Origin of the sequence: Streptomyces sp. NBC_01551 (assembly GCF_026339935.1) — a bacterium.
GTDB lineage: Bacteria > Actinomycetota > Actinomycetes > Streptomycetales > Streptomycetaceae > Streptomyces.
The window spans coordinates 539,994-562,328 of sequence record NZ_JAPEPX010000001.1 but is presented as its reverse complement, the minus strand read 5'-3'; the positions used below and the strand labels follow the sequence as shown (position 1 = coordinate 562,328).

Genomic DNA, 22,335 nt, shown 5'->3' with positions numbered 1-22,335 from the left:
GAAACCGACCGGCTGTCGCTGTACCAATGGCACAGTGCGGCGCCGCACAGTTGAGCCAGTGGGCCGTACATGTTTATCTGTGGCGTATCCAAGTACTTACGGCGCCGCGCAGCGCCGGGCGGCAACGAGGCCGGACCGGAGCGCGGCGCCTTCGCCGTGCCCGTTTCGCCGCCCACCACCCCCGGGCGGACGCCGGGCCGGCGCGCGCCACTGCAAGGGGGGCGGCACACCGCCGTGAAGAGAATGTTCGTGGCTCCGGATCCGGGGCTCATGCGACTGAGGAATTCCAGCCGGGCGGTGATCGGCGTCGCGCTCGCCGTCGCCGTCGCCGAGCTCTGCGGGCTCTCCCTCACCGCCTCCATCACCGGGGGACTGGCGGCCCTGCTCGCCCTCTTCACCGTGCTCGACCCCACCGTGCGCGCCCAGCGCCTGACGACCGCCCTGCTGCCCGCCGCCGGGTTCCCCGTCCTCGCCCTGGCCACGACCCTGCACGGCGTCCCGCTCGCCCGGGACGTCGCGTTCCTCGCCGTCGTCTTCGCCGGGGTCTACGCCCGCCGCTGGGGCCCGCGCGGACACGCGCTCGGGATCTTCGCGTTCATGATGTTCTTCGTCACCCAGTTCCTCCACGCGCGGCCCGGCCAGCTGCCCGAGCTGTACGCCGCCGTCGGCCTGGCCCTCCTCTCGGCCGGCGCCGCGCGGTTCGTCCTGTGGCCCATCGAGCGCCGTACACCGCCGCCCGCCGCTCCGCCCGGCCTCCCCGGCACCGGTCTGGCCCGGCCCACCACCCGGCAGGCCTTCCAGGCCACCGCCGCCTGTGCCTTCGCGCTGAGCATCGGCCAGGCGCTCTCCGACGACCGCTGGTACTGGGCGGTCGGCACCACCTGGTGGATCTTCGTCAACACCACCTCCCGGGGCGAGACCCTGGTACGAGGCTTCCGCCGGGTCCTCGGCACCGTCATCGGCATCGCCGCCGGCCTGCTGATCGCCGTACCCCTGCACGGCGCCCCCGCGCCCACCGCAGCGCTGGTCGCCGTATGCGTCTTCGGCATCTTCTACACCGCCGCGCCGTCGTACTCCTGGATGATGTTCTTCGTCACCGTCATGGCCGGACTGCTCTACGGCCTCCTCGGCGTCCTCCACCCCGGCCTGCTGCTCCTGCGCTTCGAGGAGACCGCGATCGGCGCGCTCGGTGCCGCGCTCGCCGTCGTGATCGTGCTCCCGGTGACCACCCATGCCGCCAACGACGCCTGGATCCAGCGCGCGCTGCACTGCGTACGGGCTTCCACCGCCGCCGCCCTGGACCGCCTCGCCGGTGACCCCGACGCCGATCCGGCCCCGCACGCCGCCGAGCTCGAACTGCTGCTGGGCCGGGTACGGATGGCCCTCGCGCCCCTCGTCCACCCGCTGAGCCCGCTGCGCGCCCGCAAGGCCCGGGCCCGCCAGGTGCTCCGGCTGCTCGACGACTGCGCCCGGGAGGTGCGCGGTCTCGTGGCCGTCGCCGCCGACCCGCAGGCCTCGCACGACGCCCGGCTCGCCGCCGCCTGCTGGCGCGTGGAGGCCGCCGTCGAGGCGCTCACCGCCCCGCACGGCGCCCCGGAACTCACCGCACCGCCCGCGCCCCGCCCGGCGGCGGGCGCCGAGTCGGCCCTCGCGCACCTGCACGGCCTGGAGCACGCCTTGGTGGCCCTCGCGGCCCCGCTGCGCACCGACCCGAGGGCTCCCCTGATCCCCGCCGCCTGAGCGGACCATCCGCAGGGTTCTCGATCCCACGGATATGGCTACGGGCACAGTGGCTACGGGCATATGCGTACGAGAACTGCGACGGATGCTACGCCGCGTCGACTCGCTTCCGCAGGCCGATCCGCGAAGATCACCCGGAGGTGTAGTTCCCGCCCTGCCCCGCTCACACCCCTGACCTGCGAGCTGTACAACGGGTAATTGTTCATTGAACATTCGTCCGGCACGTACAGGGTGGATCTGGCAGGACAGGGGGTAACGGCCCGGAATGGAAATTCTGAAACAGCGTTCCACCACCGCTCAGGTGTGGGAAGCGGCCGAGGAGTTCATCCGGCTCTTCCATCGGGAAATTCCGGAGGCCGGTGATTCGCGTGCCCGGCTCGCCGCCGTACGGGCCGAACTCGCGGAGACCGGAACGTACCGGCACACCCCGCAGGAGCTGGTCCACGGGGCCCGCGTGGCATGGCGCAACAGCAACCGCTGCATAGGCCGGCTCTACTGGAATTCGCTGCGGGTGCGCGACCGGCGCGCGCTCACCGACTCGGACGACATCGCCGCCGAATGCTTCGAGCACCTGCGCGAGGCGACCAACGGCGGCCGGGTCCGCCCCACGATCACCGTCTTCGCCCCGGACGCCCCGGGCCGCCCCGGCCCGCTGATCTGGAGCGAGCAGCTGGTCCGCTACGCCGGCTACGGCGACCACCACTCCATAACGGTGGGCGACGCCCGCAACGCCCCCCTCACGGAGGCCCTCCTCCAGCTCGGCTGGTCCGGTGGCGCGGGCACCCCCTTCGACCTCCTCCCGCTGGTGGTCCAGGGCGTCGACGACAAGCCCCGCTGGTTCGACACCCCCGCCGATGCGGTCCTCGAAGTCCCGATCGCGCACCCCGACGGGGAGGGCGGCGGCGACGGCTGGACGGACTGGGGGCTGCGCTGGCACGCCGTGCCCGCCATCTCCAACATGTGCCTGGAGATCGGCGGCATCCACTACCCGGCCGCCCCGTTCAACGGCTGGTACATGGGCACCGAGATCGGCGCCCGCAACCTCGCCGACGCCGACCGGTACAACCTGCTCCCGGCCGTCGGCCGCCGCCTGGGCCTGGACACCTCCAGCGACCGCTCGCTGTGGAAGGACCGGGCGCTCGTCGAGCTCAACCGGGCCGTGCTGCACTCCTTCGACCGCGCCAAGGTCACCATCGCCGACCATCACAGCGAGTCCCGGCGCTTCCTGACCCACCTGGAGCGCGAGGAGCGCAAGGGGCGGGACGTGGGCGCCGACTGGTCCTGGATCGTGCCGCCGATCTCCGGCTCGGCCACCCCGGTCTTCCACCGCACCTTCGAGGACAGGCAGGTCTCTCCGGCGTACGTGCACCACCCCGGCGCGCAAGAACGGGCCCAGGGGCGGGATTTGGTCTAGACCTTCTGTTACCGTCGGCTCCCAACGGATCCGGCAGTGACTGAGAGGGGCTCCCGTGGGCGACGCGGACAGGGGCGCGAACGGCGCGGACAGCGCCGGGCAGGGCGGCGAACGCCGGGCCTACATCGGCTCGTTCACCTCGGGCGGCGGCCGCGGCATCACCACCGCGGCCGTGGACCCGGCCACCGGGGCGCTGACCCCGCTCGCCGAGCACCGGGCCCTCGCCGATCCCTCGTACCTCGCCCTCGACCGGGGGGCCGGGGTGCTCTACGCGGTCAGCGAGACCGACCAGGGCGCGGTCAGCGCCTTCCGGACCTCCCCCGAGGGCCTCACCGCCCTCGGGCCCGCCGTCCGCGTCGGCGGCTCCGGCCCCACCCACCTCAGTGTGGCCGGGCGCCGGCTGCTCACCGCCAACTACACCTCCGGCAGCGTCAGCAGCCTCCCGCTCGCCGCCGACGGCGCCATCGGCGGTCCCGCCTCCGTCCTCACCCACCGGGGTTCCGGCCTCGACGCCGACCGGCAGGCGGGCCCGCACGCGCACCAGGTGCTGCCCGACCCGGGGGGATGCTGGGTGCTCAGCGTGGATCTCGGCACCGACTCGGTGCGGGTGTGCGCGCCCGACCCCGCCACCGGCGCGCTGCGCGTCCACTCGGAGGCAGCCCTGCGCGCCGGGACCGGCCCCCGCCACCTCGCCTTCCATCCCGGCGGCGAGGTGGTCTACGTACTGCACGAGCTGGAGCCGCAGGTGACCGTCTGCCGCTGGAATCCGGGGCGTGGACACCTGGAACCGGTCGTGGAGGTTCCGGTCGCCTCAGCGGCCGCCCAGGGGGCCGCACGGGCCTACCCGTCGGCCATCGTCGCCTCGCCGGACGGGCGCTTCGTCTGGGCCGCCGTCCGCGGCGCCGACGTCATCGTCACGCTCTCGCTCGCCGACGGGGCCGAGAAGCCACAGCTCACGGGCACGGTCTCCTGCGGTGGCCGGTGGCCGCGCGACCTCGCCGCCGACCCCTCGGGGCGCAGGCTGTACGCGGCCAACGAGCACTCCGGGGACGTCGCCTGGTTCGACGTGGACCCGCTGACCGGTCTGCCGCGCCGGGCCGGCTCGGTGGCCGTGCCGGCCGCCAGCTGTGTGGTCTTCGGCTGACCTTCGGCCCGCCCGGGCCGCCGCCCGGCACGTACGAGGGCCCGCGCTCCGGAATCCGGAGCGCGGGCCCTCGCGGCGTGGCGTGAGCGGTCAGCGCGCGGTGGCGCCCTGGGGCAGACCGAGGGCCGCGGAGTACTGCGCGACGGCCAGCTTGCCGAGCGCCGGGTACGCGCCCAGCACCTCGGCGGCGGCGCAGTCGCCCTCCTTGCACGCGGTGTCCAGCAGCCCCTCGGCGGCCTCCGGGCCGATCAGGTGCGGGGCCAGCGCGAGCTGCGTGGAGCCCTCCAGGCGCAGCTGCTCGGCGACCGCGGCCACCGAGCCCTCCTGGTCCAGCGCGGCCGCCTTCACGGGCACCGCGAGGCGGGCGGCCAGCAGCATGCCGGTGACGGCGGCGGCCTGGACGGCCTCCTCGCCGCCGGTGGTGGCGACGATGATGCCGTCGGCGGCCGTGGTCACGGAGAACAGGCGCGCGCGGTCGGCGCGGGCCTGGCCGGCCTCGGACAGCCGCACGTGCAGGCCCTCGGCGAGCAGCGGGTGCGGGCCGAGTACGTCGGCCAGCTCGGCGGCGGCCGAGGAGTCCATCAGTGCCTGGCGGCAGCGGCGCAGCAGATCGGCGTCCGGACCGGCGAGCAGCGGTACCACCACGGCGTCCGGGCCGGTCGGCGCGGGCACCTCGTGGCCGGCGGCGCGGGCGAACTCCGCGCGCTCGGCGCGCTCGCGCGCGACGGCGTTCAGGACGCAGGACAGCGACGGGAACTCGGAGTCCTCGTCACCGTCCAGGAAGCCCAGGCGGGCGTCCAGGCCGGGCAGCTCGGAGCGGCCGATGCTGATGATCTCTTCCGCGAGCCCCCGCGAGGCGGCCGAGGGGGCACCGGGCACGGCGAGCACCAGCGCGGGCGCGCCCTCGGGCGCCACCGCGGGCTCGGGCCGGCGGTGCCGTCCGGTCTGGCGGGGTCGCGGCATTCGTACGGGCAGGCCATTTGCGGGCCCAGTGGGGGAGCTCATGGCGCCGCATGCTACTGGTTTATCGGAACCGGGTGTTCGGGCAGGGCCACTTCGGGCGGCATCTGTCCGTATTTATCCTAGGAATGTCGTACACGGTTCAACTTGACCACTCAAGAGGCGTTCGGCAGACGCCAGTCCACCGGCTGCGCTCCCTGGCGTACCAGCAGGTCATTGGTCCTGCTGAACGGCCGGGAACCGAAGAACCCGTTGTCGGCGGACATGGGGGAGGGGTGGACGGACTCCACGGCGGGCAACTCGCCCAGCAGCGGCCGCAGATTGCGGGCGTCACGGCCCCACAGCACCGACACCAGCGGCTTCCCGCGCGCGGCCAGCGCCCGGATCGCCTGCTCGGTGACGGCCTCCCAGCCCTTGCCGCGATGGGCGTTGGGCTTGCGGGGCGCCGTCGTCAGCGAGCGGTTCAGCAGCAGCACGCCCTGCCGGGTCCACGGCGTCAGGTCGCCGTTCGCCGGGCGCCCCGTCCCGAGGTCGGCGTGCAGCTCGCGGAAGATGTTGTCCAGGCTCGGCGGCCACGGGCTGACCTCGGGCGCCACCGAGAAGGACAGGCCCATCGCGTGCCCCGGGGTGGGGTACGGGTCCTGCCCGACGATCAGCACCTTCACCTCGTCGAAGGGCTGCTGGAAGGCGCGCAGGACGTGCGCCCCGGCCGGCAGGTAGGTTCTGCCCGCCGCGATCTCCGCGCGCAGGAAGTCGCCCATGGCGGCGATCTGCTCCGCCACCGGCTCCAGAGCGCGGGCCCAGCCCGGCTCGACGATCTCGTTCAACGGTCGTGCTGCCACGGTGAGTCACTCTACTGGCCGATCTACGTGCGCAGTACCTCCGCCCGTACGCACAGCACGTCCGGCAGGTGCTCCGCCAGCAGCCGCCAGCTGTCCCCGTCGTCGTCGCTCGCGTACAGCTCGCCGTTGCGGTTGCCGAAGTAGATCCCCGCCGGGTCCGCGTCGTCCGTGCACAGGGCGTCCCGCAACACCGTGCCGTAGTGGTCCCCGGCCGGCAGGCCCCGCGCCAGCGGCTCCCAGCTGGCGCCCGCGTCCTCGGTGCGGAAGACCCGGCAGCGGTGCTGGGCCGGGACCCGGTCGGAGTCGGCGTTGAGGGGGAAGACGTACGCGGTGTCCGGCCGGTGCGGGTGCGCCGCGACGGCGAAGCCGAAGTCGGAGGGCAGGCCGGCGCCGATGTCGGTCCACCGGGTCCCGGCGTCGTCGCTGCGGTAGACGCCCCAGTGGTTCTGGAGGTACAGCCGGCCGGCGTCCCCGGCGTCCTGGGCGATCTTGTGCACGCACTGGCCGAACTCGGGGTGCGGATCGGGCAGGAACACCGCCGAGACCCCGTGGTTGGACGGCGCCCAGCTCGCCCCGCCGTCCCGGGTGCGGAACACCCCGGCGGTGGACACCGCCACCGTCACCGCGTCCGGGTCGGCCGGGTCGGTGATCACGGTGTGCAGGCCCTCACCGCCGCCGCCAGGCACCCAGTCCTTGCGGCTCGGGTGCTCCCACAGCGGCCGGACCAGCTCGAAGGACTCGCCGCGGTCCGTCGAGCGGAACAGCGCGGCCGGCTCCGTCCCCGCGTAGACCACGTCCGGGGCCTCGGGTCCGGCCGGATGGAGCTGCCAGACCCGCTCCAGCGAGGCCCCGGTGTCCTTGGGGAACCGCACGGCGGCCGCGGCGGGCTCCCGCCACGTCGCCCCGAGGTCGTCGGAGCTGAAGACGGACGGCCCCCAGTGCGAACTGTCGCCGCCGACCAGTAGCCGGGGCGCGGGCCCCCGGGTGTCGATCGCGACCGCCGAGACGGCCTGCGCGTTGAAGTGGGGCCCGTCGAACTCCCAAGGGCCGCGGCCCTTGCGGTGGCCGATGAAGAGTCCCTTGCGGGTACCCGCGAGCAGTAGCACGTCGGTCATGGCCGACACCTCCGGACGTCGTTGTCCTTCACGGTGCTTCACAGCAGCTTTCCGCCAGTCTGCACCGCGCCACCGACAACCGCCCGGAGGTCGCCCCGCCGGAGCCCCGAGGCGGCGGCGGGCCTGGGCGCGCGGCCCTGACCAGCTGATCGTCGGCGATCGGCGGGCGACCGAACAGATCATCTACTTGTCGGTTACTTGATCGTAGGAGGCCGAAAAGGATTGACTTCCAGCCTCTGTCGCCGCACGCGAGAGGCACTACGTGGCCCCCGAGCACCTGTCCCCGCTCGACCTCGCCTTCTGGCGGATCGAATCCGCCGCGCACCCCATGCACCTCGGCGCCCTCGCCGTCCTGACGGCTTCCGGTCCGGACGCGGCCGCCCGCGCGGCCGCCCTGCTCACCGAGCGGTGCGCCGGCCTGCCGGGGCTGCGCCGCCGGATCCACGACGTGCTGATCCCGGTCGGCGCGGCCGCCTGGGCGCCCGATCCGGACTTCGATCCGGCCCGGCACGTCTTCCTCGTCGGCGGGGGTGGAGGCGGAGCCGGCGGTGAGGGCGCCGCCGACCCGCGTGCCGCCGCCGGGCCGCTGATGGCGCGCCCGCTCGACCGGACCCGGCCGCCCTGGGAGGCGCACGTGCTGGCCGGGCCCGGTGCGGACTCCTTCGCGGTGCTGTTCAAGTTCCACCACGCCCTCGCCGACGGGTTGGGCGCCCTCGCCCTCGCCGCCGGCCTCTTCGACCGGACGCCGGCCGCCGCGGCGGGCCCCGCCGGACGGGGCCCAGCGCGCCCGGTGCCGGGTCCGCCCGGGTCCGCGCTGCGCCGGCTGTCCGGGATGCTGGCCTCCCGCGTCCAGGACCTCGGGCAGGCGCTGGAGATCGGCGCCGCCGTCGCCCGCGCCGGGCTGCCCCTCGGGGTCCCGGATGCGCTCGTCGCCGCCGAGGCGGGAGCCGGCGCGGGAACCCGTACCGTCGCGGGACTGGCCCTCGACCTCGACGAGGTCAACCTCATCCGGAAGATGGCGGGCGGCACCGTCAACGACGTGCTGATCGCCCTGGTCGCGGGCGCCCTGCGGCGCTGGCTGGCCGAACGCGGCGACCCCGCTCCCCGGGGCGCGGGCCCTCGCGCCCTGGTGCCCGTCTCCCGCCGCAGACCCGGCGCCGGCGCCGGGAACCGGCTCTCCGGCTACCTGCTCAGGCTCCCGATCGCCGAGGCCGACCCGCTGCGGCGGCTGTACGCCGTACGGACCGGCATGGACCGCAACAAGGAGGCGGGGCCCGCGCGCGGCGCCGGGGCCGTCGCGCTGCTGGCCGACCACGTCCACCCGCTCGGACACCGCCTCGGCGGCCCGCTCGTGGCGCAGGCCGCCCGGCTGCTCTACGACATCCTCGTCACCAGCGTTCCGCTGCCCGGCCTGACCTTCACCCTCGGCGGCAGCACGGTGCGCGAGGTCTACCCGCTCGCCCCGCTGGCCCGGGGGCAGTCCCTGGCTGTCGCCGTCTCGACGTACAAGGGGATCGTCCACTACGGGCTGGTCGCCGACGCGGCCGCCGTGCCGGACCTGGCCGCGCTGACGGCGGCGCTGCGGGCCGAGCTGGACGCGTTCGTGCGGGAAGTGTCGTAGGAGGTCCGGTAGTACGGGAAACGGCGTAGTACGAGAAGGCTCGTAGTACGAGGAGATTCGTAGTACGGTGACTCTCGTACTGAGCCGCCGATCCGCGGCGCGCGCCCGGTGACATCTGGAGATCCCTGATGAGTGCTGCCCCCGCCACCCCCGCCACCCCCGCCGACCCGGCCGGCTTCGCCGCCCTGTTCGCCCCGTACACCGTGCGGTCGGTGACCATCCCGAACCGGATCTGGATGGCCCCGATGTGCCAGTACAGCGCCGAGGCCTTCGGGCCCGACGCGGGCGTCGCCCACGAGTGGCACTTCGCGCACTACGCCGCCCGCGCCGTCGGAGGCACCGGGCTGATCATCCAGGAGGCCACCGCCGTCTCCCCGGAGGGCCGGATCTCCCCCTACGACCTCGGCATCTGGAACGACACCCAGGTCGAGGCGCTGCGCCGGATCACCTCCTTCGTCAAGGCGCAGGGCGCCGTTTCGGGCATCCAGCTCGGTCACGCCGGCCGCAAGGCCTCCACCGACCGGACCTGGAAGGGCGGCGGCCCGGTCGGGCCCGAGGCGCACGGCTGGCTGCCGAGCGCGCCGAGCCCGCTCCCGTTCGCCGAGGGCCACCCCGTCCCGCACGAGCTGACGGTCGATGAGATCCACGAGATCACCGGGCAGTTCGCGGCCGCCGCGCGCCGGGCACTCGACGCCGGCTACCAGGTCGTCGAGATCCACGGCGCCCACGGCTACCTCATCGGGGAGTTCCTCTCCCCGCACAGCAACCGGCGCACCGACGAGTACGGCGGTTCCTTCGAGAACCGCACCCGCTTCGCCCTCGAAGTCGTCGACGCCGTGCGGGCGGCGTGGCCGCAGGAGCTCCCGCTGTTCTTCCGGATCTCCGCCACCGACTGGCTGGACGAGGCAGGCTGGACCGCCGACGAAACGGTCCGGCTGGCGGAGCTGCTCCTGGAGCACGGCGTGGACCTGCTCGACACCTCCACGGGCGGGCTCGCCCCGGGCGCGAAGATCCCCGTCGGCCCCGGCTACCAGGTGCCGTTCGCGGCCCGCGTCAAGGCGGAGACCCGCCTGCCGGTGGCGGCCGTCGGGCTGATCACCGACCCGGAGCAGGCCGAGAAGATCCTGGCCAACGGTGAGGCGGACGCGGTCCTGCTGGGCCGGGAGCTGCTCCGCGACCCCTACTGGGCCCGGCGCGCGGCCGCCGAGCTCGGCGGTGAGGTCCGCCGGCCGATCGCGTACCACCGGGCCTGGTAGATCCGGCCAGGAGCCGTCCGCCCCGCCCCCGCTGCTACGACGGCTCTCGTACGATGGGAGGTCAGGGCGGGGCCGGCGCGGTCCGGCGCACCGAAGGAGTGGAGCAGGGGACATGACGGAACGTGACACGGGCCGCGCTCTTCCCCACCCCGAGACCGCCGAGATCCGGCTGGAGGGCGTGCTGCACGCGCTCTCCGACCCGATCCGGCTGTCCATCGTGCGGGACTTGGCGGCGTCGGAGGCGGAGCTGGCCTGCTCGTACTTCGTGCTCCCGGTGACGAAGTCGACCACCACGCACCACTTCCGCGTGCTGCGCGAGAGCGGGGTCGTACGGCAGACGTACCGGGGGACGGCCAAGATGAACACCCTGCGCCGGGCGGACCTGGAGGTGTTGTTCCCGGGGCTGCTGGACAGCGTCCTGACGGCGGCCGCGGCGGAGGCGGCCCGGCTGGGCGGGTGATCGCCGGGCCCTCGGCCGGCCGTCCGTGGTGGGCCGAGGTGCGAGCGTGACCAGCGAGAAGAGAGCCGGCCGGGGCTCGGGTCGGATGTCGGCCGTAGGGTCGAGACCTTGGTGGCGGGGGGAGGTCAGGGCCGGCCGGCGGCGGCTGCCAGGAGGCCCGGCCAGTCCGCGATCTTCACGGAGCGACGGCCCAGGGAGTGGCCCAGGGCGGATTCGGCGGATTCGATGGCCAGCCAGCCCGGCCATTCCACCGGGTGGAGGCCCGCCGCGCGCAGGGCGGGCAGCGGGTCGTCCGGGAGTTCGCGGCGGGCCAGTACGCCCGCGTCCTGGAGCAGCGAGGACGCCGTCTCCTTCGCGCAGGGGCGGTTGGTGCCGATCACGCCGGTCGGGCCGCGTTTGATCCAGCCCGCCACGTATTCGCCGACCGAGGCGCGGCCCTCGCGCATGACCCGGCCGGCCGCGTGCGGCACCGTCGCGGTCGCCGGGTCGAACGGCAGTCCGGGGAGGGGGACGCCCTGGTAGCCCACGGAGCGCAGGACCAGCTCGGCCGGGACGTCCTCGTACTCGCCCGTGCCCGTCACCCCGCCCCGGGCGTCGGGGGCCGTCCGCTCGAAGCGCACACCGCTCACGCCGGTGCCGGGACCGCCCAGCACCTCCACCGGGCGCAGGAAGAACCGCAGGGAGATGCTCCGGTCGCCGCCGGCCGGGGGGCTGGTGGCCCAGCCCCGCAGGGCCTCCACGTTGCGCCGGTTCACGGCGGGCAGGGCCGCGCCCTGGTCCGCGTACGCCGGGTCCACGGCCAGCTCCGCCGGGTCGACCCGGACGTCGACGCCCGGCAGGGTGCCCAGCTCGCGCAGCTCCTTGGTGGTGAACTTGCCCTGCGAGGGGCCCCGGCGCGCCACCATGTGGACCTCGCGCACCGCGCTGGCGCCGAGCACGCCCAGAGCCGCCTGCGGCATGTCGGTCGGCGCGAGTTCGGGTACGCCCCGCGCCAGCATCCGTGTCACGTCCACCGCGACGTTCCCGGCCCCGATCACGACCGCCGAGCGCACCCCGGTCAGGTCGAAGGCGCCGGGGTCGGTGTCCGGGTGGCCGCTGTACCAGGACACGAACGCCGTCGCGGAGTGGACCCCGGCCAGTTCCTCGCCGGGGATCCCGAGCATCCGGTCCCGCGCCGCCCCGACGCAGTACACCACCGCGTGGTACAGCTCCAGGAGTCGCGCGGTGGGCAGCAGTTCCCCGCCGACCTCGACGTTGCCGAGGAAGCGGATCCGCTCGTCCTCCAAAACCGTGCGCAGGCTGCCCTGGAGCGACTTGATCTTCTCGTGGTCGGGGGCCACCCCGTACCGCACCAGCCCGTACGGCGCCGGCAGCCGGTCCAGTACGTCGACCCGCACCCCCGGCACCTCGCGCTGCTGGGTCAGGGTCTGCGCGGCGTAGACCCCGCTGGGGCCCGAACCGACGACGGCGATACGAAGCACGGCGGAGCTCCTCCCGCAGGTGCTCCCAGCATGCCACCGGCTCCCGGGGTCGTCAGCCCATCGCGCGCATACGGTGGATCTCGGCGCTCTGGGTGGCCACCACCTCGGTGGCCATCTCCTCGACCGCCACGTTGTTCCCGCCGGCCAGCGCCTCGCCCGCCATCTTCAGGGCGCCCTCGTGGTGGGCGGTCATCAGCTTCAGGAAGAGCCGGTCGAAATCGGCCCCCTTGGCGTCGGCGAGTTCCCTCAGCTGCGCGTCGGTGGCCATGCCCGGCATCGCACCGTGCTGGTGCCCACCGGTCCCGCTCGGCGCGGGGTGGCGCGTCAGCCATTTCTCCATCGCCCCGATCTCGGGCTTCTGTGCGGCCGCGATCCGCTCCGCGAGCCCCTTGACCCCGTCCGCCGACGCCCGGTCCGGTGCGAGCGCGCTCATGGTGAGGGCCTGCCGGTGGTGCTCGATCATCCCCGTCACGTAGGCGTGGTCGGCCGCGTTGGGGGTGTCGTCCGGACGTTCCCTGGCGGCTTGTTCGGGGGAGAGGGTGCGGGCCCGCTCACCCGGTTTGCCGGGCGCGATCACCGAGTTCTGGCCGCCTTTCGCCCCGTTCGCCCCGGTCTCGCCGCCGCCGTCCTGGCATCCGGCGAGCGCGAGCAGGGCCGCGGCGGCCACGGCCGCTCCGGCTGATCCGCGAAGTAACCCTTTTGCCATGTCCATGGAAAGGAAGATACTGCCGGGGTCCTGGTTCCGTTCCACCGAGAACGGAACCGATCGGACTCCCATGGGAGGGCACAGTGACCTCGTTGCACACCACCAGAGTGCGGACCAGGAGTCTGGGGGTGGCCGTCGCGGCGGCCGGACTCCTCACCACGCTCCTGGCGGCGGGACCCGCGTCCGCCACCCCCGATCCGGGCGACTTAACGCCCGGGGCGGGCTCGCGGCAGGGCCTCGGCTCCGGCATCGCCCAGGGCCGCGACATCAGCCCCGGCGAGATCCCCGGCCAGGACGAGATCGTCCACAGCCGGAACATCAAGCCCCTGGCCAACATCCCCAGCGCCAACCCCGACGTGATCAACTCCGACCTGGCCTTCCAGGGCCGGTACGCCTACGCGGGCAACTACGACGGCTTCACGATCTACGACATCGGCAACCCGAAGGCGCCCAAGACGGTGAGCCGGGTGCTCTGCCCGGGCGGACAGAACGACATCTCCGTCTCCGGTGACCTGCTCTTCCTCTCCACCGACTCCTCCCGCAGCGACGACTCCTGCAACAGCGTCTCGCAGCCCGCGACGGAGAAGTCCTCGTGGGAGGGCATCAAGATCTTCGACATCAAGGACAAGAAGAACCCCAAGTACATCAAGTCCGTCGAGACCGCCTGCGGCTCCCACACCCACACCCTGGTGCCGGGCAGCCGCGACATCTACCTCTACGTCTCCTCGTACTCCCCGAGCGAGGCCTTCCCCGACTGCAAGCCGCCGCACGACGGCATCTCGGTGATCAAGGTCCCGAAGAAGGCCCCGACGCAGGCCTCGGTCGTCGGCTTCCCGGTGCTCTTCCCCGACGGCGGCAACCCGGGCGGTCCCGTCAACCCGGGCGTCTCCAAGACCACCGGCTGCCACGACATCACGGTGCTGCCGTCCAAGAACCTGGCCGCCGGCGCCTGCATGGGTGACGGCATCCTCTTCGACATCAGCAAGCCCGAGCAGCCGAGGGTCATCGACCGCGTGCAGGACAACGTGAACTTCGCGTTCTGGCACTCGGCGACCTTCAACGAGCGGGCGAACAAGGTGGTGTTCACCGACGAACTCGGCGGCGGTGGCGGCGCCACCTGCAACGAGGCCACCGGCCCCAACCGGGGCGCCGACGGGATCTACGACATCACCGGCCGCGGCGACCAGCGCAAGCTCGCCTTCCGCAGCTACTTCAAGATCCCGCGCCACCAGGCCGACACCGAGAACTGCGTGGCCCACAACGGCTCGCTGATCCCGGTCGGCGGCGGCCGCGACATCATGGTCCAGGCCTGGTACCAGGGCGGCGTCTCGGTCTGGGACTTCACCGACTCCGACAAGCCGAAGGAGATCGGCTACTTCGAGCGCGGCCCGCTGACCACCGACGCGCTCGGCCTCGGCGGCTCCTGGTCGGCGTACTACTACAACGGGCACATCTACTCGAACGACATCGCCAAGGGCCTCGACGTCCTGCGGCTCGACGACTGGCGCACCGAGGACGCCGAGTGGGTGTGGATGGACCGGCTCAACGTGCAGAGCCAGCCCGACTACCGCGACTACCGATGAGCGCGTCCGCCCCCACGCGTCACTGACGCGCTGAGGGAAACGTTCCGCCGGGCGGTCCGCCGTCCGGCGGGACACCCATCTCCCAGTCCAGCCCGTAGCGCTGGAACAACTCGGCGCGCAGCCGGGCCATCGGCATCGGGGCCCCCGGCAGCAGCACCGCCACCACCGCCCCCATCAGCAGCGCGCGCAGCAGCGGGTAGTCGGTGTCCGGGTCCCGCGATCCGTACCGCACCACCGTGTCGCGCAGCAGCTCCGCGAGGCGCTGCTGCTCCGTGCACCGGACGAAGCCCTCGGCCTGGAGGATGCCCGCCATGTGGGTCCGCATCAGCCGCGGCTGGTCGTGTGCCAGGCCGAGGATCGCGTCGATGGCGCGGGCGAGCCGCTCGCGGCCGTCGTCGGTGCGCGGCTCCCGCTCCAGCGCCGCTTCGAGGGTGAGGTGCATCAGCCGGTGCACGGCGGACTGCAGCAGGTGCCGCTTGCCCGGAAAGTAGTACGAAACGAGCCCGCGGGCCGCGCCCGCGCGGTCGGCGATGTCCCCGAGAGTGGTCGCCTCGTACCCGCGTTCGGCCACGAGTTCGACCGTGGCGTGGAGCAGCCGCTCCCTTGAGCGTCTGCGCAATTCTTCATTGACCGATGCGCTGCGCGGGGACATGCTTACTCCTGCGTTGACTGGCTCCCAGCCAATATACTCAGCGCGAGGTCGCCTGCTGTGGGCGACGCGGGGGATCGCCCACAGCAGGTTCACCGGCCGGAGTCCGAGGGCCCGGTCGCGGCCGAGCCGCGCGGCTCAGGGGACGTCGAGATCGGGCGGGGCCGGCTCGTAGACGTGCGGCTCGTCGCCCTCCCACGAGATCAACTCGGAGTCCTCACCCAGCACGATCTCGTCCGGATCCGGCACCTCCGCCCGGCGCAGGAACTCGATCACGTCCGCGTCGCTGTGCGCCACGCCGAGGACGACATCCCGCCCGACCTGGCGAAACGTGACCTGGCGGCCGCCCGAGGCGGAGATCCGGTGTACGGCTATCGGCGTGTGGCGCATGCCTTCAGCGTCTGTCCGCGGGCTCGGGGACGCATCCGCTCGCGGGGCGTACCCGCCGGCCGGGATCCGGGAGGCAGATCGCGAGGGCGACCAGCGCCACGCCCAGGAGCCAGCCCGCGACCACGTCCGAGAACCAGTGGACGCCGAGGTACAGCCGGGTGAAGCCGACCCCCAGCACCGTCACCGCCGCCACCGCCCAGGCCGTCCGCGCAAGCAGGTTCCCGGCCGTCCCGGGCGCGGAGCGGGGGAGCAGCCACAGCAGCAGCCCGCACACCACCGTCGCCGTCATCGCGTGGCCGGAGGGGTAGGCGGCGTACTGCGCCGAATCCAGCGGGTCCGACCACACCGGGCGCTCCCGGTCCACCAGCGCCTTCAGCCCCTGTTGCACCCCCGAGGCCACGAGGACGGCCACCGCGACGCGCAGCGCCGCCCGGCCCCGCCCCCGCTGCCACGACCAGAAGCAGGCCAGGGCGGCGAGGGCTCGCATGGTCCAGGGATCCCAGACCCAGTCGGTCAGGACCCGCGTCAGATCGGTGACCCCGGGGTGGGAGACGGCGCTCGCGTGCAGATCCCGCGCGAGTTGTTCGTCGTAGGAAACGACGGGCTCCCAGCCGGTCACGACCAAGACGGTCAGGACGGCCGCGAGCAGCGCGCAGCCGGCCCCGGTCCACCGGACGTGATCGCTGCGCATACCGCGATCCTCGCACGGCCCGCGCTCTCTAGGCCAGGGCAGTCAGACCGGGCACGAAGGCCACCACCAGCGGTACCGCCGGGACCAGCGTGGCCAGCGCCGTCAGCCGCAGCCGCCGGCCCGCCGGCAGCCGGGGCTCGGCCGACAGCAGCCGGCGCACCCGCTGCGGTACGTGCGCCTGCGGCGCCGGCGAGGCCCCGAACACGCCCCGGTCCTCGTTGAGCCCGACCAGCGCCAGAGCGATGGTCAGCCGCCCGTACCGCCGCGAGGCCACGTCGTCGGCGGCCAGCTCGACCAGCCGGTGCATCTCCGCCTCGAACGCCGCGAACACCGGCACCTGCGGGAACCCGCCGGCCAGCGCCCGCGAGCAGTGCAGCAGCCAGTCGTGCCGCGCCGCCACGTGCCCCTGCTCGTGCGCCAGCACGGCGTCCAGCTGGCTGCCCTTGAGCCGGTCCAGCGCCGCCGTCGTGACCACCAGCTGCGGTGTCGCGCCCGGCTGCCACCACGCGTCGGGCTTCGGCCCCTCCAGTACGACGAGCCGCGCACCCTGCGGATCCTCCCCGGGCAGCAGCGGGGCCCGGAAACGGAGTTCGGCCCCCTGGGCGCGCTTGCGGGCCCGCGCCCGCAGTACCTCGCGGGTCAGCATCGCCCCGGTCCACAGCCCGCCACCGGCCAGCGCGAGCGCCGTGGCGGCGGCCCACGGACCGCCCTCCCGCGGACCCAGCCCGTACGCGTGCACCACCCCGTGCGGGGCGGCGGCGAACAGCGGACCCCGCACCGCGACCCAAGCCGCCGCGGCGCTGAGCAGCATCGACAGCGCGAAGCACAGGAGCACCGCGCCCACCACGCACTGCCAGGCCCACAGCGCGACGACGGGTTCACGTTCGGGCCACTCGGCCCGGGCGAGCAGGCGGGGGGCGAGCACCGCGGTCAGTGCGCCGAGCATCAGGAGAGCGGCGGAGACCATCATGTCCGCCAGCCTATGAGCGGGTGCCCGCGCACGGTATCGCTTGCGGGGTTTGGTGACGCAGCCCACGTCCGCCGCCCGGTCGTGCGCCGTCACATGGCCGACAGCATCGCCAACATCCCCGTGCCCATGGCCAGTCGGCAGGCCCGGATCATCTCGGCGGGGGCGTCCGGGGTGCCCGGGCGCGGGGTGTCCGGATGCGGGGTGCCCGGATGCGGGGTGTCCGGGTGCGGGGCCGTCGCCGCACCGCCCGCCGTGACCAGCCGGGCCCCGCCCAGCACCACGTACCCCGCGTAGTAGAGGAGCAGGGTGCCGGTGACCAGCGGCAGCCCGGCCCCGTGCCCGCCCGGCCCGTGTCCGCCCGACCCGTGCCCCGCGGCCGGCACGAGCGCCATGTAGACCATGGCCAGCGAGCCCACCAGGTGGTGCGCGTGGTGGATCCCGCCCCGCAGCAGCCACCCCGCGTGCAGGGCGGCCGCGCAGAACACCACCCCGAACACCACCCCGAACACCGGCGCCCGCCAGCCCTCGCCGGTCCCGAGCGGCACCGCCATCACCGCCATGCCGAAACCCATCAGCGCCTCGGGGCCCGCCTCCCAGGGGGCCGCGCCGCCCGATCTGCGCACCCGCCCGAGGCAGTACGCCCCGCTGACCGCGCACACCAGCACGAGCAGCCAGGAGGAGACGGCGGCGGGCAGGGACATCGCGGAACCGTGCACGGCGGAACCTCCCGGTTCGTCGGCGTTCACCGGAAGAGATGCCCCTGTACGGCGGCCCGCACGCCGCGCCGGGTTAGGCTCTCCTTGCCGTACCGGGCATGTCATATGCCCCTCATACGCAGCGCGTATGTCACCGCGTAGAACGGAGCCCCGATGTCGCGCCCTGGACCCACCGACGACCCCGCTGCCCTGAGTTTCCGCAGCGCCGTCGAGGCGGACGTGCCCGAGCTGGTGAAGCTCGTCGAGTCCGCGTACCGCGGCGAGGCCAGCCGCGGCGGCTGGACCACGGAGGCGGACTACCTGGACGGCCGGCGCACCGACGAGGACGGCGTCCGCCAGGTCATGGCCGCCCCGGACGGCGTGCTGCTCGCCGTCGAGCGCGCGGGCGAGCTCGTCGCCTGCTGCCAGCTCGAACACCGCGGGGACCACGTCTACTTCGGCATGTTCGCCGTCCGCCCGGGGCTCCAGGGCGGCGGCCTCGGCAAGGAGATCCTGGCCGAGGCCGAGCGGCGCGCCCGCGAGACGTGGGGCGCCGAGGAGATGCGGATGACGGTGGTCAACGTCCGCGAGGACCTCATCGCCTACTACGTGCGCCGCGGCTACCGGCGCACCGGCGAGCTGAGCCCCTTCCCCTACGGCGACGAGCGCTTCGGCATCCCGCTCCGCGACGACCTGGCCTTCGAGCTGCTGGTCAAGTCGCTGTAGCGGTCGGGGTGGTCGGCGCCGGCCAGGGCCAGGCGCCACTTTGACGACAGGCCCTAGGCCATGAAACGGCCGGTGCTGCGGATCTCCGGGAAGTCGGTGGTCACGCCGTCCAGTTCGAGCGCCCGCGCCACGCGCAGCTGCTCCAGGGTGTTCACCGTCCAGCCGGTCACCCGCAGCCCGGCCGCGTGCGCCGCCCCGACGGTCTCCAGGGTGAGCCGCCGGATGTCCAGGGAGACCGCCCGGGCCCGCGCGGCCCGGGCCCTGTCCACGATCTCCGCGGCGTCGGCGCCGGTCTGCTCCGCGTACAGGGCGGTCCGTACGCCCGGCACCAGCCGGGCCGTCTCGGAGAGCACCGCCTCGTGGAACGAGGCCACCTCCACCCGGGCGGTCAGGTCGCGGCGCAGCAGCAGCCGCGCGAGCGCGGCGGCGGCGGGCTGGTCCCCCACCGTCACCTGGAGCGGGGTCCGGACGGCGTCCAGGGCCTCTTCGAGGACCGGCACGCGCTCGCCGAGCCCGGCGTCCAGTTCGCGCAGCTCGGCCAGGGTCAGATCGGCGACGGCGCCCACGCCGTCGGTGGTCCGGTCCACCTCGGCGTCGTGCAGGACGACGAGGTCGCCGTCCTTGCTGAGCTGTACCTCCAGCGCGATGACGTCCATGCCGGAGCGTTCCGCGCGGACGAACGACCGGAGGGTGTTCTCCGGTTCGACACCCATGACCCCGCGGTGACCGATGGTGAGGAAAGTCAAGGTTCTCTCGCTTCCGTCGACGGCGGCTCCCCGCGCGGTCGCGGTGTCCCGACCGGCCGCGCGCGGTGAGGTCGCATGCTAGTGCGCCGCGAGCGCGATGAGACCGCCCGTGCAGCGACCCGGAAGGGGCCGGTGGCCCTTTCCCGCCAGGGTTGCGCGCGGCCGGACGCGGGGCCGTCGGGTCCGCCGCGTCACCCGGGGGTGGGCGCGTCCCCGGCGGCTTGACGCGGCGGTGCGGCGGCGTCCGGGCCGGTGTCCGAGTCGGTGTCCGCCGCGTCGCCGGGGCTGGTGGCCGGGGGCTCCGGGTCCGCCGGGCCGGTGGCGTCGGACACGTCGTCGAGGTCGGCCAACAGGGCTTCCGACAGTGCCAGTTCGGCCAGCTGCTGCCGCTCGCTCCAGCGCAGCGCGAGCGCGGGGAAGGCCCAGTCCGGCACGTCCGCCGCGTGCTCCATGGCCTCGCGTACGGCGGCCAGTTCGCCCCGCGTGCGCTCCATGTGCTCGCCCACCATCGCGCGCAGCCGCTCCGGCTCGGCCAGATGCCCGAGCCAGATCCGCAGCAGCAGCCCGTGCTTGAGCACCGGCGGCCCCGCCTCCGCCGTGTCCGAGGCCCAGCCGGCCAGGGCCTCGCGCCCGGCGTCGGTGATGGCGTAGCGGCGCTTGGCCCGCGCCTCCTGCGGTCCCGAGCGCGCGGATCGCGCGTAGCCGAGCTCCTCCAGGCGGCGCAGTTCGGCGTAGATCTGGCTGATGGCCGGGGACCAGTAGAAGAAGCGCAGCGAGGAGTCCGCCCACTTCTTCAGCTCGTACCCGGTGCGTTCCCCCGGGAAGGACAGCAGGCCGAGCACCGCCCACGCGGTCGGTGGCAGGTCTTGCTTCTTCGGCTTCTGACTACTAGTCATATTCCTAATCGAAGTAAGGCCGGGAACGGGACGCAACCCTGGAGGCATCGTGAAGTTCTCCGTGATCTTCGAAGCACAGCTGGCCGACCCGACGGTGGAACGGGAGCATCAGGTCATCCGTGACTGCGTCGAGCAGGCGGTGCTCGCCGAACAGATGGGATTCGACCGGATCTGGGCCGTCGAGCACCACTCGTTGAAGTGGTACGCCCACATGAGCGCTCCGGAAATCTTCCTGACCTGGGTCGCGGCCAGGACGAACACCATACGCATCGGCCATGGCGTCGTGTGCATGCCCTTCAACTTCAACCATCCGGTCCGGGTCGCCGAGCGCGCCGCGATGCTCGATCTGCTGTCGGGCGGGCGGCTCGACCTGGGCGCCGGGCGGGGCGGCACCGAGCAGGAGACCTCGCTGTGCGGGGTGGACAAGGACCGCACGACGGCCGAGGTCGAGGAGGCGCTGCGGATCATCGGAAAGGCCTGGCAGGAGGAGGAGCTGGAGTACCGCGGGGAGCTGATCGACATCTCCCCGCACCCGATCCTGCCGAGGCCCGCGCAGGCCCCGCACCCGCCCCTGTTCCTGGCGTGCAGCCGGGACGAGACGCTGGAGCGGGCCGCCGAACTGGGCGTCGGCGCGCTGGTGATGGGCTTCGCCGGACCGGAGTCGATCGCCCGGATGCGGGGCGTCTACGACGCGGCGATCGCCGGGCGGGACGGCGGCCGGTTCGTGTCCACCGCGGTCAACGACCACTTCTCGGTGCTCTGCCCGACCATCGTGCTCGACGACGCGGGGGAGGCCCGTCGGATCGGGATCCGGGGGCAGCGGTTCTTCGCCCAGTCCATCGGCCACTGGTACGGCGGCGCCGGCATCCCGGACGAGGCGGTGGTCGCCGGCACGGACGAGGCGGCGCGGATGCGGGAGGCGGCCGAGCAGGTGGTGGCGCGGCTGCACGAGCTGGACATCCCGGTCCGGCCCACCTCGACGGCCACGTTCAACGCGGACCACGCCTACGGGAGCGCGGACGAGGCCATCGCCTACGTGGAACGGCTCAGGAAGGCGGGGGCCGACGAGGTCATGTGCCTGATCCAGATGGGCACGGTGCCACAGGAGGCCTGCCTGGAGACCCTGAGGCAGTGGGGCGAGAAGGTCATCCCGCACTTCCGGAACGCGTGAGGGTCCGCCGCGATGACGGATGCGCCCGATTCCGCCGACTCCCGCGACCGCGCCCCGGCGCTCGCCTCCCCCGCCGGGACCGGCCTCGATCCCGCCGCCCGGCCGTACGTGGACGCGCTCGCCGCCGCGTTCCCCGATCTCGGCGGGGCCGTCACCGACGCCGTCGAGGCCCGGCGGATCCTCGCGGCCGCGCCCAAGCCCTCCGGGCCGCCGCCCGTGGTCGGCTCCGTCGAGGACCGGGTGGTCCCCGGCCCCGACGGGGCGCCCCCGGTTCCCGTCCGGGTCTACCGTCCGGACCCGCGGCGGTGGCCGGGGCCCCGGCCGACCGTCGTGTTCTGCCACGGCGGCGGCTGGGTGCTGTGCGGCCTCGACAGCCACGACCGCACCGTGCGGGCGCTGTGCCGGGCCTCCGGGGCGGTGATCGTGTCCGTCGACTACCGCCGCGCCCCCGAGCACCGCTTCCCCGCCGCCCTCCTCGACGCGTACGCCGCGCTGCGCTGGGCCGCCGGGCGCGTGGCGGAGCTGGGCGGCGACCCCGCCGCGCTCGTGGTCGCGGGGGACAGCGCCGGCGGCAACCTCGCGGTGGGCTCCGCGCTGCTGGCCCGGGACCTCGGGGGGCCGGCGGTCGCCCTGCAGGTGCTGGTCTACCCGTGCCTGGACGCCGCCCGGGACAGCGGGTCGTACCGGACCAACGCCGAGGGGTACTTCCTGACCGCCGCCCACCTGCGCTGGTTCTGGGAGCAGTACCTCGGGCCGGGCGGCGACCCGGCGGACCCGCTGGCCTCGCCGGCGGCCGCCGACCCGGCCGGACTGCCGCCCGCCCACGTGGTCACGGCCGGCTGTGATCCGCTGCGGGACGAGGGGGCCGCGTACGTACGGGCTCTGCGGGCGGCGGGTACGCGGGCGGACCTCGACCACCACCCGGGGATGTTCCACGGATTCCTCGCGCTGGCCGACGTACTGCCCCAGGCCCGCGAGGCCATGCGGCGACTAGGCGGAGTCATCAATTCCATGGCAAACGACGGGAAGACTTCCGGCGGAGTGGGGGGTACCACAGGATAATTTCCCGAGTTAACTCT

At 73.9% G+C, this 22,335-nt stretch carries 22 protein-coding genes; 10 read left to right on the top strand and 12 right to left on the bottom strand.

The features are described from left to right. Positions 1 to 243: 243 nt before the first annotated feature. The 3 genes from OG982_RS02375 to OG982_RS02365 all read left to right on the top strand — a co-directional run bounded on the left by OG982_RS02375 (position 244) and on the right by OG982_RS02365 (position 4,298). Positions 244 to 1,740, top strand: coding sequence for an FUSC family protein (locus OG982_RS02375; RefSeq protein ID WP_266949848.1), 1,497 nt, complete (start codon positions 244 to 246; stop codon positions 1,738 to 1,740). A 265-nt stretch (positions 1,741 to 2,005) separates the two neighbouring features. Beyond that, complete coding sequence (locus OG982_RS02370) at positions 2,006 to 3,154, top strand: nitric oxide synthase oxygenase (RefSeq protein WP_266947801.1); 1,149 nt, start codon at positions 2,006 to 2,008, stop codon at positions 3,152 to 3,154. Positions 3,155 to 3,209: 55 nt separating this feature from the next. Continuing rightward, a complete protein-coding gene (locus OG982_RS02365; RefSeq protein WP_266947800.1) occupies positions 3,210 to 4,298 on the top strand; it encodes a lactonase family protein in 1,089 nt (362 codons plus the stop codon). A 90-nt stretch (positions 4,299 to 4,388) separates the two neighbouring features. Here OG982_RS02365 and OG982_RS02360 read toward each other — a convergent pair whose 3' ends face one another. The 3 genes from OG982_RS02360 to OG982_RS02350 all read right to left on the bottom strand — a co-directional run bounded on the left by OG982_RS02360 (position 4,389) and on the right by OG982_RS02350 (position 7,215). Then, positions 4,389 to 5,303 carry a sirohydrochlorin chelatase gene (locus tag OG982_RS02360; protein ID WP_266790186.1) on the bottom strand — a complete coding sequence of 305 codons (915 nt, stop codon included), beginning with the start codon at positions 5,301 to 5,303 and terminating at the stop codon, positions 4,389 to 4,391. 110 nt (positions 5,304 to 5,413) lie between these two features. Next, entirely contained in the window at positions 5,414 to 6,100 is a 687-nt protein-coding gene (locus OG982_RS02355) for a uracil-DNA glycosylase (protein WP_266790188.1), read from the bottom strand. A gap of 23 nt (positions 6,101 to 6,123) precedes the next feature. After that, on the bottom strand, positions 6,124 to 7,215 hold the full coding sequence (locus tag OG982_RS02350; RefSeq protein WP_266947799.1) for a sialidase family protein: 1,092 nt from the start codon (positions 7,213 to 7,215) through the stop codon (positions 6,124 to 6,126). Positions 7,216 to 7,477: 262 nt separating this feature from the next. On the opposite strand from OG982_RS02350, the gene OG982_RS02345 reads away from it, so the two are divergent. The 3 genes from OG982_RS02345 to OG982_RS02335 all read left to right on the top strand — a co-directional run bounded on the left by OG982_RS02345 (position 7,478) and on the right by OG982_RS02335 (position 10,552). Next, positions 7,478 to 8,836 (top strand): wax ester/triacylglycerol synthase family O-acyltransferase, encoded by a 1,359-nt coding sequence (locus tag OG982_RS02345; RefSeq protein WP_266947798.1) that lies wholly within the window; start codon positions 7,478 to 7,480, stop codon positions 8,834 to 8,836. Positions 8,837 to 8,964: 128 nt separating this feature from the next. Continuing rightward, entirely contained in the window at positions 8,965 to 10,092 is a 1,128-nt protein-coding gene (locus tag OG982_RS02340) for an NADH:flavin oxidoreductase/NADH oxidase (RefSeq protein ID WP_266947796.1), read from the top strand. Positions 10,093 to 10,204: 112 nt separating this feature from the next. After that, complete coding sequence (locus tag OG982_RS02335; RefSeq protein ID WP_266790194.1) at positions 10,205 to 10,552, top strand: helix-turn-helix transcriptional regulator; 348 nt, start codon at positions 10,205 to 10,207, stop codon at positions 10,550 to 10,552. 125 nt (positions 10,553 to 10,677) lie between these two features. Here OG982_RS02335 and OG982_RS02330 read toward each other — a convergent pair whose 3' ends face one another. Beyond that, a complete protein-coding gene (locus tag OG982_RS02330; protein ID WP_266947795.1) occupies positions 10,678 to 12,033 on the bottom strand; it encodes an FAD-dependent oxidoreductase in 1,356 nt (451 codons plus the stop codon). A gap of 52 nt (positions 12,034 to 12,085) precedes the next feature. Continuing rightward, positions 12,086 to 12,745, bottom strand: a complete 660-nt coding sequence (locus OG982_RS02325; RefSeq protein ID WP_266790198.1) for a DUF305 domain-containing protein — start codon at positions 12,743 to 12,745, stop codon at positions 12,086 to 12,088. Between the two features lie 77 nt (positions 12,746 to 12,822). Between OG982_RS02325 and OG982_RS02320 the strand changes: the two genes are divergently transcribed. Next, positions 12,823 to 14,322, top strand: a complete 1,500-nt coding sequence (locus OG982_RS02320; protein ID WP_266790200.1) for an LVIVD repeat-containing protein — start codon at positions 12,823 to 12,825, stop codon at positions 14,320 to 14,322. A 19-nt stretch (positions 14,323 to 14,341) separates the two neighbouring features. On the opposite strand, the gene OG982_RS02315 is transcribed toward OG982_RS02320, so the two are convergent. The 5 genes from OG982_RS02315 to OG982_RS02295 all read right to left on the bottom strand — a co-directional run bounded on the left by OG982_RS02315 (position 14,342) and on the right by OG982_RS02295 (position 17,723). After that, positions 14,342 to 14,974, bottom strand: a complete 633-nt coding sequence (locus OG982_RS02315) for a TetR/AcrR family transcriptional regulator (protein WP_266947794.1) — start codon at positions 14,972 to 14,974, stop codon at positions 14,342 to 14,344. Between the two features lie 135 nt (positions 14,975 to 15,109). Further along, a complete protein-coding gene (locus OG982_RS02310; RefSeq protein WP_266790203.1) occupies positions 15,110 to 15,361 on the bottom strand; it encodes a hypothetical protein in 252 nt (83 codons plus the stop codon). 4 nt (positions 15,362 to 15,365) lie between these two features. Then, positions 15,366 to 16,052, bottom strand: a complete 687-nt coding sequence (locus OG982_RS02305; RefSeq protein ID WP_266790205.1) for a phosphatase PAP2 family protein — start codon at positions 16,050 to 16,052, stop codon at positions 15,366 to 15,368. 28 nt (positions 16,053 to 16,080) lie between these two features. After that, a complete protein-coding gene (locus tag OG982_RS02300) occupies positions 16,081 to 17,022 on the bottom strand; it encodes a M56 family metallopeptidase (protein WP_266790207.1) in 942 nt (313 codons plus the stop codon). Positions 17,023 to 17,111: 89 nt separating this feature from the next. Next, a complete protein-coding gene (locus OG982_RS02295; protein ID WP_266790209.1) occupies positions 17,112 to 17,723 on the bottom strand; it encodes a DUF5134 domain-containing protein in 612 nt (203 codons plus the stop codon). A gap of 168 nt (positions 17,724 to 17,891) precedes the next feature. On the opposite strand from OG982_RS02295, the gene OG982_RS02290 reads away from it, so the two are divergent. Further along, the gene (locus tag OG982_RS02290; RefSeq protein ID WP_266947792.1) at positions 17,892 to 18,443 is read left to right on the top strand and encodes a GNAT family N-acetyltransferase; all 552 of its coding nucleotides are present in this window, start codon (positions 17,892 to 17,894) and stop codon (positions 18,441 to 18,443) included. A 53-nt stretch (positions 18,444 to 18,496) separates the two neighbouring features. On the opposite strand, the gene OG982_RS02285 is transcribed toward OG982_RS02290, so the two are convergent. After that, entirely contained in the window at positions 18,497 to 19,189 is a 693-nt protein-coding gene (locus OG982_RS02285; protein ID WP_266790213.1) for a glycerophosphodiester phosphodiesterase family protein, read from the bottom strand. Between the two features lie 191 nt (positions 19,190 to 19,380). Continuing rightward, positions 19,381 to 20,085: a PadR family transcriptional regulator gene (locus tag OG982_RS02280; protein WP_266947791.1), complete on the bottom strand. Its 705-nt coding sequence runs from the start codon at positions 20,083 to 20,085 to the stop codon at positions 19,381 to 19,383. A 49-nt stretch (positions 20,086 to 20,134) separates the two neighbouring features. Between OG982_RS02280 and OG982_RS02275 the strand changes: the two genes are divergently transcribed. Both OG982_RS02275 and OG982_RS02270 read left to right on the top strand, forming a co-directional pair. Further along, positions 20,135 to 21,256 (top strand): LLM class flavin-dependent oxidoreductase, encoded by a 1,122-nt coding sequence (locus OG982_RS02275; protein WP_266790215.1) that lies wholly within the window; start codon positions 20,135 to 20,137, stop codon positions 21,254 to 21,256. 12 nt (positions 21,257 to 21,268) lie between these two features. After that, positions 21,269 to 22,318: an alpha/beta hydrolase gene (locus tag OG982_RS02270; protein ID WP_266790217.1), complete on the top strand. Its 1,050-nt coding sequence runs from the start codon at positions 21,269 to 21,271 to the stop codon at positions 22,316 to 22,318. Positions 22,319 to 22,335: the final 17 nt, after the last annotated feature.